This is a genomic window from Shinella sp. GW821-FHT11G07 (genome assembly GCF_058808115.1).
The window spans coordinates 31896-47377 of record NZ_JBXARJ010000021.1 but is presented as its reverse complement, the minus strand read 5'-3'; the positions used below and the strand labels follow the sequence as shown (position 1 = coordinate 47377).

The following is a 15482-nucleotide window of genomic DNA, read 5'->3' as shown; positions in this document are numbered from 1 at the left end:
ATTGAAGACGGTGGCGAGTCTCTTCACCCCTTCCGTCTTCACAAGCATGCGGCCAGATTCGCGGATGGGCAGCGCACGCGCTTGGGTTTTCCGCATATCGATTTCGCGGCTTGCGGTAACGCAAATCTACCGGCTGCAGCAAGATAGCTTCACACGTCCGACGGGGGACCATTCAGATGGGGCCTGACACCCCTTCATTAGGAAAGACCGTACCAGGCGCCGCGGCCGGCACCGTGCAGGACGAGGTGCCCTTGATCCACGAGCGCCCTGAAATGATCCTTAATGGTGTGACGGCTTGCATCGGTAATCCGCGTAGCCTCTGCGACCGTAATCCGCCCGTGCTCGCGTGCCAACTCGAGCAATGTCACGGATAATTCCGGCATGTCGGCGAGGATAATACGCTCGCGCTCCATTTTCTTTTCAAGCCGCGTTTTCTGCCGATGAAGCGCTCTCAGAAAGTACTCGATCCAGGGATTCCAGTCGGGCTCGGCGTTGCGGATCGTTCCCTGCGTGCGCCGAAGCGAGATGTAATAGCTCTCCTTGCTTTGCTCGATGATGCTTTCGAGCGAGCTGTAAGGGACGTAAGCGTAGCCTGCCCGTAGGAGCAACATGGTGGTCAGAATACGCGATAGGCGGCCATTGCCATCCTGGAATGGATGGATTTCCAGGAAAACGACAACGAAGATCGCGACGACCAAAAGTGGATGGAGCCGCTTTTCTCGCCCTTGCTCATCCAGCCAGGCGATCAGTTCTTCCATTCGACGCGGCGTATCGAACGGCGATGCCGTTTCGAAAACTATGCCGAGGCTCTGGCCCTGTTCGTTGAACGCTTCCACGTTGTTGGAGAGGGTTTTGTAGGCGCCGCGATGCCGCTCGTCCTTCGTCGAATGCGCAAGAAGGTCGCGGTGGAGCTGACGGATATGATTCTCGGTGAACGAAATAGCTTCGTAAGCACTGAAGATGGTCTCCATCACCTCCGCATAGCCGGCAACCTCTTGCTCGTCGCGTGTCGTAAACGACCCCAGGCGGATGTTTGCCAGAAGCTTTTCGACCTCTCGGTCAGTGAAGCGTACCCCTTCGATACGTGTGGACGAACCGACGCTTTCGATCGTGGCCACCCGCCGGAGGCTGGACAGCCGCTCAAGCGCGATCCGGCCGATAGCACGCCAAGCACCCTTGAATTCGTCGATTTCGGCGATCAGCAACAGGACTTCGGGCGTGATCCGGACGGTCACCGTATTTAAAAGTTCCATTTACTCATCCATTCCCACCCAATTCCCCGAAACGCTGTTATGCACTATTTATCCATCCATTTCCATCCAATCTCCACGGAGAGTTAGTCTGATTTGTCTGTAGTGATCCAGATGAGTGGCAGTTCTTAACCCGACCGAATCCAGACTTTTGCAGCGAGGCGAGGGATATACGAGTACGAGAGCTATCAGCAACTCGAGACGGTCCTCCTTATGTCATGGGCAAGGCACTGGCGACCGGGGACGAGGATTTAAAGTTTCTGACGTCTCTCGGAGCTCGCATGAGATCAGCGCGGAAGAACAGCGGGGTCGTAGGTTCGATCCCGCTCAAGGCGGATCTTAACCACATCGGTTCAGTATCGCGTCGAATTCAAATTTCGCGTGATGCTCAAGCATGCAATTCAGATTGTGGTTCGACGCGTTGGGCAAGAGGCAAATTTATGTTTGCGAATCCAACTCGAGAGCGGCGTCGATCTCGGCCTGTGTGACTTGCAAAAACTGGCGTTTCCCCGACGCTACCGATATCGCCGGGATCTCAAGATGCGTGGCGACTCGCTTGTAGGCGGTGAAACTTAATCCTTCGATGAGCTCCTCATCGACGACCAGGCGATAGGTGCCGGCCGGCTGGGGTGCAACGAGAGCATCCAAAAAAAACGGATGCATGAATGCGATCTCGGATTCTGTTGTTCTCTCTGTCATCACGATCTCCTAATCCGTATGGGCGGTACCACTACTTGGCGCATCTGACCCGGATTTAGCCTCTCGTACCGACTCTGGTCAGGTCGCTAGGCCCAGATCAATCCAGCCGAACACAACGTAAGGACAATTCGGGCGGTCAGGCGGGTGGACACCTTGCTTCTCCGTGGATCGCGCCGCCCTCGTCTTCCCAGACGTCGACGCCGGCTAGTCGGTTCCGTTCTACGGAGTTTTGGGAAAGAGGGTATTTGTCGGCGCCGATTGTCGCGGCCTTGATGAGCCGCACAACGTTCCGCGCTTCCTCGTGCTGGGTGCCAACACCCCCCACAAGGTTTGCGTTTTCGCAGTTCGCATCCCGCAGGACCTGTCGCAGAATTGTCCTATGAGGTATCGAACTCTTCGTGACGCCAGTGAACAGTAGGATCACCCTAGCCACCCCTCGGTCAGGATGTAGAGAATTACGGTCAGGCTGGCAGCGACGGCCAAATCAGCGGTCGTAGTGGTCAAAAAGTATCTATCTTGGCGGAAAGCGAAAAGGGAAGACATTAAGTCCTCCTTTTTGTTTGGGGCTAGGGTACCCAACCCTCAAACAGCAGCGCCCGTATCGATGGCTGCTGGAGACATCACCGTGCGCCTTCTGTGCTTCTTTAGCAATGCTTGAAAAGAGGTCATTTGAAGGCCATTTCGGCGGCCTGTGGCTTTACCCGGCCGGCTTCATCCCTATCCTAGGTCAGAGCATCACGGTCCAATGTTCGCGCGCACCCAAGCAGTGACAGTGCTGTGCAGTTTCACGCTTGCCCAATCGCCGGAAGGTTTGATTTCACAGACGAAAAGACCGTCGTTCCCGCCGATCAGTGCCCTGAGCAATTCGCGGATTGTCAGGGCATCGCCATTCAGGTTTCCAAACCACAACGATTCCAAAAGCCGGACGCAGTTCCATTCGCTCAACTGATTGCTTAGCGCATCAGATTTTTCGGCGGTCCGAGGGTCGTAGCTAATCATATAAGCGGTCATGACGCACTCCTTCTTTGCTACAACGGATCGACGACGACTTCTATTCTCTGCCAATATTAGTCGGGATAGCAGCTAGGAATGAGAAAGGCAGGCCTGGTCTTTTCAAGAGGCGGGTTTACTCATTCGCTTAAATAGCCTGTTGCGATAGAACGCTTCGGCAGTTCGACTGAAAACTTCAATTTAAACAGAAGGGTTCCGCTCTCGTCTGCGACAGCCATCATCCACTCGTTGCCGAGCCAAACGTTCATTTCTTCGTCGATCGCTGCTCGGCCGTCCAACACGTGGAAAAAATATCTAGGCATAGCGCCACTCCATAGGCGGGAGCGCTATTCGACTCTCTGTCTCAGCGTGCCAGGGGATATGGCTCAGCTACGCCTGTTCCAGCCTACTAAGAAACGAATTCGAAGCTTTGGTTGAGCCGCGCACTCTGGTTGCATCAGTTGCTGAGTACCTAACCCTTTACTCCAGTAGTGTTGATTGTCAGCCGAATTTGACCCTGTTTGTTACTTCACCGTGATCCACTCTCAACCAGAAAGCTGCTTGTTCATCGATGCCTTTATGCCGGTTCAGCTGGGGCAGCGCAAAATGAAAAACTGGGTCAAACTCGGCTGATATTCAACATTTATCGGCTTAGAACGTCCCGCACCAACTGGGCCAGCTTCTCCGTCGCGAACGGCTTTGTCATGACTCGCATACCAGCTCCAAGATCACCATCGTTCAGGACTGTCTTTTCTGCGTACCCGGTAATGAAAATGACTGGAAGCCCGGGTTTCGCCTGCAAAATTGCATCGGCCAACTGCCTACCATTCATCCCATTTGGAAGGCCAACGTCAGTGAGTAGCAGGTCAATCTTGCCGATCTCGTTGACGAGCTTCATCGCCTGCTGTGCGTCGCCAGCTTCCACGATCGTATAGCCCAGGTCTTCCAACTCTTCGGCGAGGACCATCCGGACGAGCGCCTCGTCGTCCACCAGCAGGATCGTCTTCCTGACGTCGGCCACCACGACCGGTGTTTTAACTTCGTCCTCCGTTTCGCCCGGTATGTGCCAGGTATACCGAGGCAAATAGATGGTTACTTCTGTGCCCTTGCCAACTTCAGATTTGATGTTTACCGCACCGCCTGACTGCGCGGCGAAGCCGTACACCATCGACAGCCCCAACCCTGTTCCTAGGCCCATCGGTTTGGTCGTGAAGAATGGTTCAGTGGCACGCTCGAGAACGGCTCTCGACATGCCCACGCCTTCGTCTCTCACGCAAAGACGCACATACTGGCCGGGCGCGAGGGACAGTGCACGAGCTGCAACCTGGTCGATTTCCGTATTCTCGGTGGTAATTGTGACGGTACCGCCGTCCGGCATCGCGTCGCGTGCGTTGATGCAAAGATTAAGCAGTGCATTTTCGACCTGCCCAACGTCGGCGAAAGTGTTCCAAATTCCGGCGGAATTTACTGTCTCGACGCGGATTTGCGGCCCAACGCTCCGGCTCACAAGGTCCAACATATCGAGCACCAGATCATCGAGTTTGGACGGCTTCGGGATAAGGGTCTGCCGGCGGGAAAATGCGAGAAGTCTGTTCGTAAGATTGGCGGCGCGTTTCGTAGCTCCCTGCGCCGCAACGACGTACCGGTCAACATCACTCAACCGGCCTTGTGAAAGGCGCTTTGAGATTATTTCCAAACTCCCGCTTATGCCCGCGAGTATGTTGTTGAAGTCATGAGCGAGGCCACCGGTGAGTTGCCCGACCGCCTCCATCTTCTGGCTCTGACGTAACGCCTCCTGGGCTTGCTCCAGCTCGGCCTCGCGCGCCTTCACGTGGCTGAGATCGCGCCCGACGGCGATGAAGTTCACACCATCCAGCTCCGGAGCGACGGTCCATTCAATGTGTTTCCACCCGCCATCACTGGTGCTGATGCGGTTCTCGAAGCGCGCCGGCCGACCAGTCTGCGCCATGCGGCCGATCGCCTCAAGTGTCGGGGGCTCGTCATCGGGATGCATAAAGGTTGCGTAGCCCCGCGTAAGCAATTCGCGCTCGGTCCAGCCCAGAACCTGGGTCCAGGCAGGACTGACCGCCGACATCATGCCAGTATAGTCCGCCCGCGCCAGCATGTCTTGAGACAGGTTCCATAACCGATCGCGTTCCGCCGAGCGCGCCTCGACCTGAGCCTCCAGCGTCTCATTCAGTTCTCGGAGCCGCGTCTCGCTATCGCGCAGGGCATGCTCGCCACGGGCGCGTGCAACAGCAATACGCGTGCGTTCTGCGAACTCCTTGATGAGACCAAGATCGCCGCTGTTCCAGTGTCTGATGTCAACATGATTGACGAAGAAGACAGCGACAAGTCTTTCCTGTTCGAGCACCGGCGCGTTGACGAACGAACGCGTGCTCTTGCCCTCCAATGCAGCAGCGGCAACCCCCTCGGTTCGAGGATCCGCGCGAACATCATTGATAACTGTGAACTCGCCTCGTTTGAGGCTGTCGATGAAGGAGCCATAGTCTCGCAGGGCCACGACGCCAGCGAGCGTCTCTACCCCAGGTGCAGTCCAATCGCGGTCGGTCTGAAGTGTCTCGGATACATGGTCTATTGCGGAATAACCCACCCGACTGGCCCCAAGTGTTCGGCCCAGCACTTCTGCGGCGGCGAATGCGATCTCGGAGGGTTCCTGAAGGTCCCGGATAGCGTGAGTGAGCTCTACAAGTGCATTGCGGCGGATCTCCGCAGTCTTGCGGGCTGTAACTTCGAGAGCGGTGCCAGTGACCCGGACACAGCGACCCGAATTGTCGAACACGCCACGGCCCTTTGCCGCGACCCACCGCTCGACACCGTCTTCCTTGCCTATAGTTCGATATTCCACATCGTAGACAGCGCGCTGGGACGGATCGGCTGCAGCAGAATATGCCGTAATCGTCGCTTCGCGGTCATCGGGGTGGAGTCCCTGATAGAAGTCCAGCATGGTCACCGGGTCGTCGGCCGAAATGCCAAACATGGCCTTTGTGCGAGGGGGCCAGGTCAACCGATCCTGAATTACATCAACGTCCCAGAAGCCGATATCGGCATTATTGACCGCAAGCCGAAGACGCTCTTCGCTCATTTCCAGCGCAGTCTGCTCCTCGTGGAGGCGCTTCTCAAGCAAGACACGGCCGGTCGTTTCGGGCGTGATATTGAGAACTGCAGCGACACTGCCGTCTTCGTCGCGGAGGGCCGACAACGAATAGTTAAACCATGCGGTTTCCGAGCCTCCGCCCTCAAGCCGGGCCATGACGAAAGGCGCATCCTCGAAATAGATCGGATCGCCGCCCGTCCGCACACTGTCGAACTGAGGTCGGAGCTCCTCCCAAATTTCGGCCCAGACACGCGATCCAGGTTGTCCGAGTGCGGATGGGTGCTTAGCACCCAGGATGCGTCGATAGGGGTCGTTGTAGATGAGCGCGTACTGCGGACCCGACCAAAGACAGATCGGGAAAGGCGAGTCGAAGATCGACCGTGCCATCGTTCGCAACGCTGGTGACCAGCCGGTTGACGGTCCTAGTGGCGTCATCGACCAGTCGAAATCTCGTGCAAGCGAGCGTACTTCGCCGGAGCCGGTGAATAGCTCGGCGGCATCTGCTTGGGCTTCGCTGTTGAAATCTAATTCGTTCTCGCTTGGCACGTCCACCCCGGATCACACTCTCGGTCGCGTGGTTGCATATAGAGAACTATACAAACCCTGCCAGCCCTTTGGTTTACAAAATCCGAGGAACATAGGTCTGGTTTGTTGCCTATTGGCCTCCGAGTCATTGTGTCAGTGGTCCCACATGTCGCACCGATAGGAACGGAACGCGACAGATTTGAGAGATCGCTGATATGCCTTGAATGAAGGTAATGGGTCGGACGTTGCCGTCGGTCAATTTGCTGCCGAACGGCAGCCATCTCATTTCGCACCCTTGAAGCGTATGCTCCGCCGCCGGCCTCATATCGGTCATTCCATTCGCACGAGCTCGACACTCGGGGCAACCATCTGCGCCGATGGTGGGGTCAAACGCTACGCCGAAACACAGCGGTGGGCTCAATGAAGTCGGAGTACTGACCGAAAGGGCACGGTCGCGACGATCTCACCTCGATTGTCGGCTATCTCGAACTGCTGACCGTCGAGGATTTCACCGGCCATCAATAGCTCTGAGATCATTTCCCGCGCAGCCAATTCTGCGTCGCTCACTGCAAGTTCGAGGGTCGCAAAATCGGTGCCAACAGAGTCAACTTCCAGCCCACCCCCGTCACGAATGTGGAAGAAATATTTTGGCATCGGCACCTCCGTCGAGCAAGAACGGCGGCTGCAACGCGTTGTTCCCAGCGCCCCCGAGACATCGATAAGGCGGGAAGACCGCTGAGGGGGTCTCAGCAGTCTCCCTGGGCCGGGCAGACTTGAGGTGCCCGGGAATAACGCTCTGCCAACTAGGGCGCATCAGCAGTCGTCATTTGGTAATGAATACGCATGCTGATGATTCCGCGACGAACCGATGCCGAAGCGGATCGAAGTCTTTTGCGGGGAACATTCAATCAGGTACCTTGCGAAATCCTCGTTGGCAGCGCTCGATGAGTCGAACCCCCTATGGCTGGCAATCGAAACTGCGTGATCGTAGAGGACGTTTGTTCACCGACTGCGGTCATGCAAGATCGCCCGACTACATAAATCAACTGTACCATTACCCGAAATCAGGGGAGCTCTGAGCGTTGATGGCCGGTCATGGTGTAGGCGTCAATCACTTCCAACGAGCAAATTCCACTAAAAATGTCCTTCGTATCCGTCCCCTTTGCGCCATCCCGAAGACCGGGCGTTGTCTTGCCATCGACTTTTGTGATGCGCCGCCTGTGTCATGCACATAGCACGTCATAATCGCTTAGGCTCAGGCTGCCAGGACGCCTTCAAGGGCTGCGCAGGTGACGAGATACAAAACGTCGCTCATCAATTCCGCCTATCTGACAATGATTGCAGTACAATTGTGGAAATAGATTAAGTTGCAATTGACCTAGCTGATAAGACGAACGACGATTTCCTCCCCCAAATGGCGTACAGCGGCGCAATAGTTCCTGGATTGGGCCTCAAACGTTCCGCATTTCGCGTTGAAGTTTAGTGAAGTCGAATGTGTTCACTCGGGTTTGTTCTTCTCTACGCGACAAATACTAGCCGCCATGCGCCATGGGGTATATGGGGGCATGATCGGCGTTATCTAATCCTTGCCGCCCACAATCCTGAGTGAACTCACTCTATGTGTCTATGCCGTGATCCTTGCTCATCCGGCAGTAAATGCTAATGTTCTGTCGCAGTCGGGATGCCCCTGCAACCCTGATACTCGACTGTAAGAAGGAACGCGGCTCCGCTAAGTCGCGTTCTTTTTTGAACCAGCTGCTCCTTGCTCCAATTGACGGAGCTGCTAATTTAGGCCGGGCGTGCTGAAGCTTTCTCAACGCCAGCCTTGGTGCGGTATCGCCGGGGCGGTTGTCAGCGTGATTGCCCCAACTTTTGGATTGTTCATCAGAACAAAAGACGGCCCCTGTGCGAATGGTCATCGCGCATGCGTTTCCCAACCTCTCCTCTGAACCCATGTAGGTCATTCTCCCTCGTGGCGTGCATTATCGGGTTGCCAAAATGTAAGCATGTGCTAATCTATCAGTCGCGGGGCTACCAAAAGGCTCTGTGACGAAATGTGCCTCACTAATGTGAGAAGCAGGGGCGATGGCGCGCGTAACATTGTCCCGGCTTTTCGTTTCACACTTTCTCAATTACGAAGCACGTCAAAGTTAATAGTACCGGGTGGGTGTCGAGCGTACATTCGGGCGGCTCGGCACCATCGTAGCGCGCCATGGCATTCACAAAGCGCTGGTGTTTTCGCTGAGAAGTCAGGAGACTTCCATGCATTCCAACCACCTACAGCCCGAAGAACTAACCGCCGTCAAACAAGTGTACGATGACATCGTGACGCAAGAGTGGTTCTCGAAGACCGACGAAGCACGATTATCATTCGCACGTTATCTGATAGACACCTATTCCATAGGTCAGATTGAGCCGACACGGTTCCGCAAGATCGTTGAATGTTCAGCGCGATCGCATTACAGTCGCTCGATGTAAGCATCCACCCTAGCGTGGACGCAGGGCCCCGCTTCAAAGATGATACTGGTTTAGAAAGCCGCCCGGAATCGGGTAGGGCAAATCCTTACATAGGCGCGAGTATATCACCTTGATGTAACGGCAACTTCAAGCATAAGATGCCAATATCCTGTGCCCGCGTCCCGCCCCTCAGGCGGGTATTGAGCTGAGCATGCTGCTTTCATCACCGTGACCCCGAGTAAACTGCTCGCGATTGCGCATGGGCTTCAAGCGCCTGCGATATCGAGCTGAAGGAATTTCATCTCGAACGACCGCCTCGGCTGCTTCGTGTCAATCCTTGGTATGGCCGTCGCGCAGCCGCGCGGCAATTTCACATACGGCGCATTCTTCATTCAACAGCTACATTCTTTCGAGAGTCTCCAATGGATCTCATTCGAGGTATCTTGGCGAATACACTCAGACCGAGCCATTCTTGAATGTTGCGCGCGAGACCCTTGTCCCCTTCCAGTCTCAGCGTTTCCGCATCGATTTCCTGCCGTATGGTCGAGAGGCCCATCCAAATTGCGGTCATCGAACTAAGCGCTGCTTCAACAAGCAGGTCCACATCATAGCCGGGATCAAAATTGCAAAGATCGACTTTTCCGTTTTCGACCACCAGCCACCAACACTTTTGGGAGGCTGAAAGTTCGGGGTACAGAAACTGTATCGTGCAACGGCGAGCCGGGAGCGTTTTCGTATCGAGGTTCCGCCGCATGTCCCACATAAGCAGAGAAGGGTCTAGGTTCCTCAGGGAAAGTCGTGACTCCATCCACCGTTGCGCCCAGTTGCCAAGCCCTATGATCAAAGGCCTCAATTCTTCGCCAGCTGCTGTGAGCAGGTAATGGGTGGTACCGTTTACATTCCTTGTCGTGATAATTCCGGATTGTTCCAACTCTTTCAGCCGTTTAGACAGGAGTGCGGGAGACATTTTTGGCACACCGCGGCGCAGTTCATTGAAGCGCGTCGAACCGCAAAGGAACTCGCGGACAACCAGTGTCGTCCAACGTGAGCAGAGAACTTCCGACGCCATCGAGACTGGGCAGAATTGCCCATAGCCGGCACGCTCTACCATGGGGACCTCCAACGGTCTGGATCAGGTAAGATATTGCAAAGCAATCGATCCGCCAATCACCCCTTCCTCGCTATACCGCGACGACATCGGGTACAGTTCGTGTACTAGCCGCTAATCTGAAACGAGCGCACAGTTTAAATCCTAATCAGATAGGAGGTACTGATATGCTCGGAATTATAGAAACAGCGGAGAATCCTGGCGGCGGTTTGTCGATCGCCGAGTTGACCAATTCAATCCTGCCCACCTTAGCCCAACGTGCCGCATCGATCGACGACAGCGATGCCTTCGTCGGTGAGAATTACGCATTGCTGAAGGACACCGGTCTCATGCGGGCAGGCGTTCCCATCGAACTGGGCGGACTGGGTGCGGAAGTACCGGAACTTGCTGAGATGCTCAAATCCATTGCGCGGGTCTGCGGGTCAACGGCGCTTGCCTTTTCCATGCACACCCATCAAGTCGCAATCCCTGCCTGGCGCTGGCGGCATCAGAAGGTGGCCGCGGTGGAACCGCTCCTGAAACGTGTTGCATCGGAGCAAGTAGTATTGCTTTCGAGCGGCGGATCGGACTGGATCGGCGGATCAGGGAAAGCCGTGAAAGTTGATGGCGGATACAGGATCACCGCGCGCAAGCGCTTCACGTCAGGTGCGGCGGCAGGAAACATCCTGATGACCGGAGCTGTTCATGAAGAAGAGAGCGGCGTTCGCTCCGTCGTTCATTTCGGCGTTTCGATGGCATCGCCGGAGGTTTCGATCGAGGATACCTGGCGAACGCTTGGAATGCGGGGAACGGGGTCGAACGACGTCATGGTCGAAAACCTCTTCGTGCCGGATGGCAGTGTTGCATTTTCCAGAGCTGCAGGGCAATGGCACCCCGTATTCCAAATCATCGGGACGATCGCGTTTCCTCTGATTTACGCAGTCTATGTCGGCGTCGCCGAGAGCGCGCGCGATATCGCGGTCAAAATGGTCCGTGATAAAGCCACCAGCGATTACGTGATCGGGCTGGTCGGGCGCATGGAAACGTCTCTCAGAGCCGCCCAGATCGCACATCGCTGGATGTTGGATGTGGTTGGGCGAAATGCGCCGTCCGCCGAAACCATTAACGAGGTTATGATCGGCCGTTCCTTGGTCGCACGACACGCGATCGAAGTGACGGAGCTTGCAATGGAGGTTGCCGGTGGCGCGGCATTCTATCGGGACAACGGACTGGAACGCCGTTTTCGGGATATACAGGGCGCTCGCTATCATCCGATGCAGCCCGGAGCCCAGGCACAATACGCCGGTTCACTCGCACTCGGACTTCCAACTGAGAACATATTCTAGAGGTGCGCAGATCATTTGTGGCCTGCCTTACGTGGGATCGAAACGGTCGTTCTCATGGCGAAATGCAAAATTTTGCCTACTTCGTGACGAATGCTGCCGATTCATCGACGCCGACCTCGTTGGCCTCTCCGAGAAAGCCGATGAGATTGCCTTGCAGTCTTGTCGGCGTGATGCCACCGAAGCGGCTCGGTACGGCAACGCCATGAACGCGGCGAACAATATCTGCTTTCGGTGAGGTAGGGTGCGCTCATCGTTTACGTGAGGTCCAAGCGATCAAAACGAAACCTCTGGGCGTGTGGTAAGATAACTCAAGGGCAGCGAAGAGTTTGACCTACAACATCTGTCAATCCAGCATATCGGCAGGGACTTTCCCGCCATTTTCGGACAATGCCTTCAGAAGCGCCTTGTGAAGCCATATGTTCATCGTGGCGGAGTCGCTCTTGTCGCCCGTGTAGCCAAGCTCGTCCGCAAGTTCCTTGCGCTCAGCAAGGCTTGCTTCGAGTCCCAGAGCCTTTAGCAAATCCACAATCGAGTGGCGCCAGTCGAGCTTCTGTCCGTTTTTCTTCACTGCTTCATCAAGGATGGCCGCTAAGTCAACAGGGGCACTCTGCCGTTGGGAAGCGGGTTCGGCGTTGGCCCCCGCCAGCGTCGCTGCGACCTCACTTTCGAGATCGGGCGTTGCGATAACGCCCGCGGCCTTGGTCTGAACATCGTTGGCAAGGACTGTTCTCGTCGGTGCGCTCTCAACATCTGTTGTCTCCGCCGCCTTGCCGAAGAGCTTTTCCTTGATGGAGCTGAAGATTCCCATTTTCCGATCCCTTTCATAGCGAACCACGAGCCGAGTGCACTTGACGAAGTATGGCATTGTCCGGGGTTGGCAAGTGTGTTGCCGTTAGAAACTAGGCTTGTTTTATGCCTGCCGCCGTCAGCAGCCGAGAAAGCCTCACCGGGTCGTTGAGTTCTCCGCTTCCAAGCTTGGTGATTTCAAGTTCGGTCAAACCGGAAATCACTGAAAGCTGCTCAAGAGAGTATCCCGTCGTCTTCCTAAGCTCAGCGATCGGATTTCCTACATTCATCATCGTGCGCATCTCCTATAGTGCATCGCAATATAGGTGTGTTGCGGCGCATTCCAAGACAGGCGACACGCAAGAAGATGGGAACTCGTCGCTGGATCAAAAGTCGGCCTCACGCATTTGATTAAGATCAGCCTTTACGAAAGGGAATCACGATGGACTGGAACCGAGTCGAAGGAAATTGGAAGCAGGTCAAGGGTAAGATCACAGAGCAGTGGGGCAAGCTCACCGATGATGATCTGGACGTGATCGAAGGCAAGCGTGACCAGCTCGAAGGCAAGATCCAGGAGCGTTACGGCTTTGAAAAGGATCGCGTGTCCCGGGATATCGATAATTGGTATGGCCGTCAGACCTGGTGATCCAACGAAGGCCCGTCGTTCCGGCGGGCCTTTCCATTTCGGAGAGTACGATGATGACCGACGAACGCCAACGCCGCATTACAGCACGAGCCTTTGAACTGTGGCAGCGGGAGGGTTGCCTCGATGGCCGCAGCTTGGCTCATTGGCTACAGGCGGAGAAAGAGGTCGATGACGAAGCTGACGAATTGGTCGCAGAGGATCGCACAGACGGTGTTCGCTCGATCAAAGTGGTAAATTCCACGCGTTAACGGCGGTGGTGTGCGGGATTCAGAGTAGCCGGTTTGATACCAGACGGGGATAGTTCAGGCCATTGCCCTATTGTCCACCAACGCAACTGCCCCCTCTCTAGGCGTCAATACGGTGTGCGCGACAATGGCACCACACTCGCCGATAAGCCGTCTGTTCGATGCTATGCGCGACTCCATGGAGGCGCCCACGCTGCCGGGGGTAGATTTGTATCGTGGCGTCAGAACTGGTGGTCTTGAAACCAAAGCCTGGTCCAGAAGGAAAGAGGGAACAATTTCGGCCCGCGTGCGTATGTCCACAGCTCCACATTGAAATGGCAGGCTGACGCAATGACCCTCTACACCATGCCGGTCACCCATCCTCTAGCCTACGCAGTCTATCGCTTCTTCTTGTCGTTCCCGATTGCCTGCTTCTTCCTGGCCCTTTTGACGGATGTTGCGTACTGGCAAACGACCAACCTGATCTGGCTTCACTTCTCGGAATGGCTGCTCCTCGCCGGCCTCGTGTTCGGTGCGGTCGCCATCATCGTCGCGTTCATCGCCCTCGTTGCGCGATGGTACGGGCCAACTTGGTTCGGGTTGCTGGCACAGGTCACTGCGTTTGCACTCGCGGTCCTCAACAGTTTTATACACACGGCAGACGGCTGGACAGCGGTCATGCCCTATGGGCTTGTGGTTTCCGTCGCCACAGTGCTCGTCATGGCCGTTGCAGGTCTTGCCGGTCGCAGAGGAGGTGCAAATGTCTAAGGCCCGCAGTTCACTTGCGACCTTCGTCGCCGGTGTTGTTCTCGTCGGCTGCAGCGGTAGTGAAGGTGATTTCGATACGGCGCAGCAAGTTGGGCCCGATCCGGTTCTGCCGGAGCCCTCGCAGAGTCTTCTTCCGGATCTTAACGTCGCGCCGGTCGTCGGCTGGCAGGATGGCCAACTTCCGAAAGTTCCGGCTCGATTGACGATCACCGTCTATGCGAAAGATCTGGCCAATCCGCGCACCGTTCATACGCTTCCGAATGGCGACATCCTTGTGGTCCAGTCGAAGGCGCCCGCCGGCAAGCCCCTTGAACGACCGAAGGACATCATTCGCGGCTGGATTATGTCCATGGCCGCAGGTGATGCGGGCGGTGGCGGTGAAACAAACCGCATCACTCTTCTGCGGGACAGCGATCGGAACGGTACCGTTGACGAGCGGGTCGACCTTCTGACTGGGCTGAATTCGCCGTTCGGCGTCGCCTGGTATGAAAACACGCTCTACGTCGCTGCTGCCGATGCAATTGTCGCCTATCCCTACGAGCTTGGTGGCGGCGCGGTCACGGCGCAGCCCCGGATCCTCACACCTCTGCCTGGCGGGCCGATCAACCACCATTGGACAAAGGATCTCGCCCTCAGCCCCGACGGCCCCTTCTTGTACGCTTCGGTCGGATCCAACTCCAACGCGGGCGAAAGGGGGATCGAGGCGGAGAAGGGGCGTGCCGCAATCTGGCAGGTCGATCGCCAGTCGGGTGCAGCAAAGGTTTTTGCATCGGGCATTCGCAATCCCAACGGGCTCAACTTTCATCCCCAGACGGGCGCGCTCTGGACGGTGGTGAACGAGCGCGACGAGCTCGGCCCGAATCTCGTTCCGGATTACATGACATCCGTGAAGGAAGGCGGCTTTTACGGCTGGCCCTGGAGCTATTACGGCCAGCACGTCGATCCGCGGGTCCGTCCAGAACGCCCCGATCTCGTGGAAAAGGCGATCTCGCCCGACTTTGCGCTGTCGAGCCACGTCGCGGCCCTGGGTCTTGCCTTCACCAACGACTCTGCTTTGCCCGAGGCATTTCGCAACGGAGCTTTTGTCGGAAACCGCGGTAGCTGGAACCGCAATGCTTTCAACGGCTACAAGGTCATCTATGTCCCGTTCGTCGATGGAAAACCTTCTGGCAAGGCACAGGATATCGTTACCGGGTTTCTTGAAAACGACCAGGTCCATGGGCGTCCGGTTGGGCTTGGAATCGATGGCACGGGGGCGTTATTGATCGCGGACGATGCCGGAAACACCGTCTGGCGCGTCGCCGCGGCCGATGGTTCAATGACAGCGCAGCCAATACCGAGCGACCGGGTAACGACCTCTGCCGTGACAAACGACGACCAAGGTTCGACGCGGGATGCCGTCCAGGAACGAAACGCCTCTCAAACCGACATTGCACCGGCGGTTTCCCCCGAGGACGGTCAGTAGTCGGGTGGGGCGAGGGCTTGACCGTGGAGCAGCGCAAGGCAGAACGATTGAAGACTAGCGTCCTTGCGTTTTCATCTGATCGTCCCGCTCGTCCCGCCCAGCCAATTAGATGGCATTGGCC

General features: G+C 56.3%; 14 protein-coding genes. 5 read left to right on the top strand and 9 right to left on the bottom strand.

Annotated features, from left to right (window positions below; genetic code table 11):
* Window positions 1-197: 197 nt before the first annotated feature.
* The 7 genes from AC1RT2_RS29080 to AC1RT2_RS29050 form a co-directional block, all read right to left on the bottom strand.
* Entirely contained in the window at window positions 198-1253 is a 1056-nt protein-coding gene (locus AC1RT2_RS29080; protein WP_493107568.1) for a Fic family protein, read from the bottom strand.
* A 435-nt stretch (window positions 1254-1688) separates the two neighbouring features.
* Window positions 1689-1949: a hypothetical protein gene (locus AC1RT2_RS29075; RefSeq protein ID WP_493107566.1), complete on the bottom strand. Its 261-nt coding sequence runs from the start codon at window positions 1947-1949 to the stop codon at window positions 1689-1691.
* A gap of 735 nt (window positions 1950-2684) precedes the next feature.
* The gene (locus tag AC1RT2_RS29070; RefSeq protein ID WP_493107564.1) at window positions 2685-2960 is read right to left on the bottom strand and encodes a hypothetical protein; all 276 of its coding nucleotides are present in this window, start codon (window positions 2958-2960) and stop codon (window positions 2685-2687) included.
* Window positions 2961-3079: 119 nt separating this feature from the next.
* Window positions 3080-3262: a hypothetical protein gene (locus AC1RT2_RS29065; RefSeq protein ID WP_493107562.1), complete on the bottom strand. Its 183-nt coding sequence runs from the start codon at window positions 3260-3262 to the stop codon at window positions 3080-3082.
* 320 nt (window positions 3263-3582) lie between these two features.
* Window positions 3583-6603, bottom strand: coding sequence for a PAS domain-containing protein (locus tag AC1RT2_RS29060; protein ID WP_493107561.1), 3021 nt, complete (start codon window positions 6601-6603; stop codon window positions 3583-3585).
* Window positions 6604-6999: 396 nt separating this feature from the next.
* Window positions 7000-7236, bottom strand: coding sequence for a DUF6894 family protein (locus AC1RT2_RS29055; protein WP_493107559.1), 237 nt, complete (start codon window positions 7234-7236; stop codon window positions 7000-7002).
* Window positions 7237-9427: 2191 nt separating this feature from the next.
* Entirely contained in the window at window positions 9428-10150 is a 723-nt protein-coding gene (locus AC1RT2_RS29050) for a winged helix-turn-helix transcriptional regulator (RefSeq protein ID WP_493107557.1), read from the bottom strand.
* A gap of 164 nt (window positions 10151-10314) precedes the next feature.
* Here AC1RT2_RS29050 and AC1RT2_RS29045 point away from each other — a divergent pair, with 164 nt between their 5' ends.
* Window positions 10315-11472, top strand: coding sequence for an acyl-CoA dehydrogenase family protein (locus AC1RT2_RS29045; RefSeq protein WP_493107555.1), 1158 nt, complete (start codon window positions 10315-10317; stop codon window positions 11470-11472).
* A gap of 343 nt (window positions 11473-11815) precedes the next feature.
* Here AC1RT2_RS29045 and AC1RT2_RS29040 read toward each other — a convergent pair whose 3' ends face one another.
* Both AC1RT2_RS29040 and AC1RT2_RS29035 read right to left on the bottom strand, forming a co-directional pair.
* Entirely contained in the window at window positions 11816-12280 is a 465-nt protein-coding gene (locus AC1RT2_RS29040; protein ID WP_493107553.1) for a DUF3597 domain-containing protein, read from the bottom strand.
* A gap of 91 nt (window positions 12281-12371) precedes the next feature.
* Window positions 12372-12551: a hypothetical protein gene (locus AC1RT2_RS29035; RefSeq protein ID WP_493107551.1), complete on the bottom strand. Its 180-nt coding sequence runs from the start codon at window positions 12549-12551 to the stop codon at window positions 12372-12374.
* Window positions 12552-12700: 149 nt separating this feature from the next.
* Between AC1RT2_RS29035 and AC1RT2_RS29030 the strand changes: the two genes are divergently transcribed.
* From AC1RT2_RS29030 to AC1RT2_RS29015, 4 genes are all read left to right on the top strand, one after another.
* Window positions 12701-12904, top strand: a complete 204-nt coding sequence (locus AC1RT2_RS29030) for a CsbD family protein (protein WP_493107549.1) — start codon at window positions 12701-12703, stop codon at window positions 12902-12904.
* Window positions 12905-12954: 50 nt separating this feature from the next.
* A complete protein-coding gene (locus tag AC1RT2_RS29025) occupies window positions 12955-13152 on the top strand; it encodes a DUF2934 domain-containing protein (RefSeq protein ID WP_493107547.1) in 198 nt (65 codons plus the stop codon).
* Window positions 13153-13479: 327 nt separating this feature from the next.
* Window positions 13480-13896 carry a DUF2231 domain-containing protein gene (locus AC1RT2_RS29020; protein ID WP_493107545.1) on the top strand — a complete coding sequence of 139 codons (417 nt, stop codon included), beginning with the start codon at window positions 13480-13482 and terminating at the stop codon, window positions 13894-13896.
* Entirely contained in the window at window positions 13889-15361 is a 1473-nt protein-coding gene (locus tag AC1RT2_RS29015; protein WP_493107543.1) for a PQQ-dependent sugar dehydrogenase, read from the top strand. Before AC1RT2_RS29020 ends, AC1RT2_RS29015 begins: the two co-directional genes overlap by 8 nt.
* The last annotated feature ends 121 nt before the right edge of the window (window positions 15362-15482 follow it).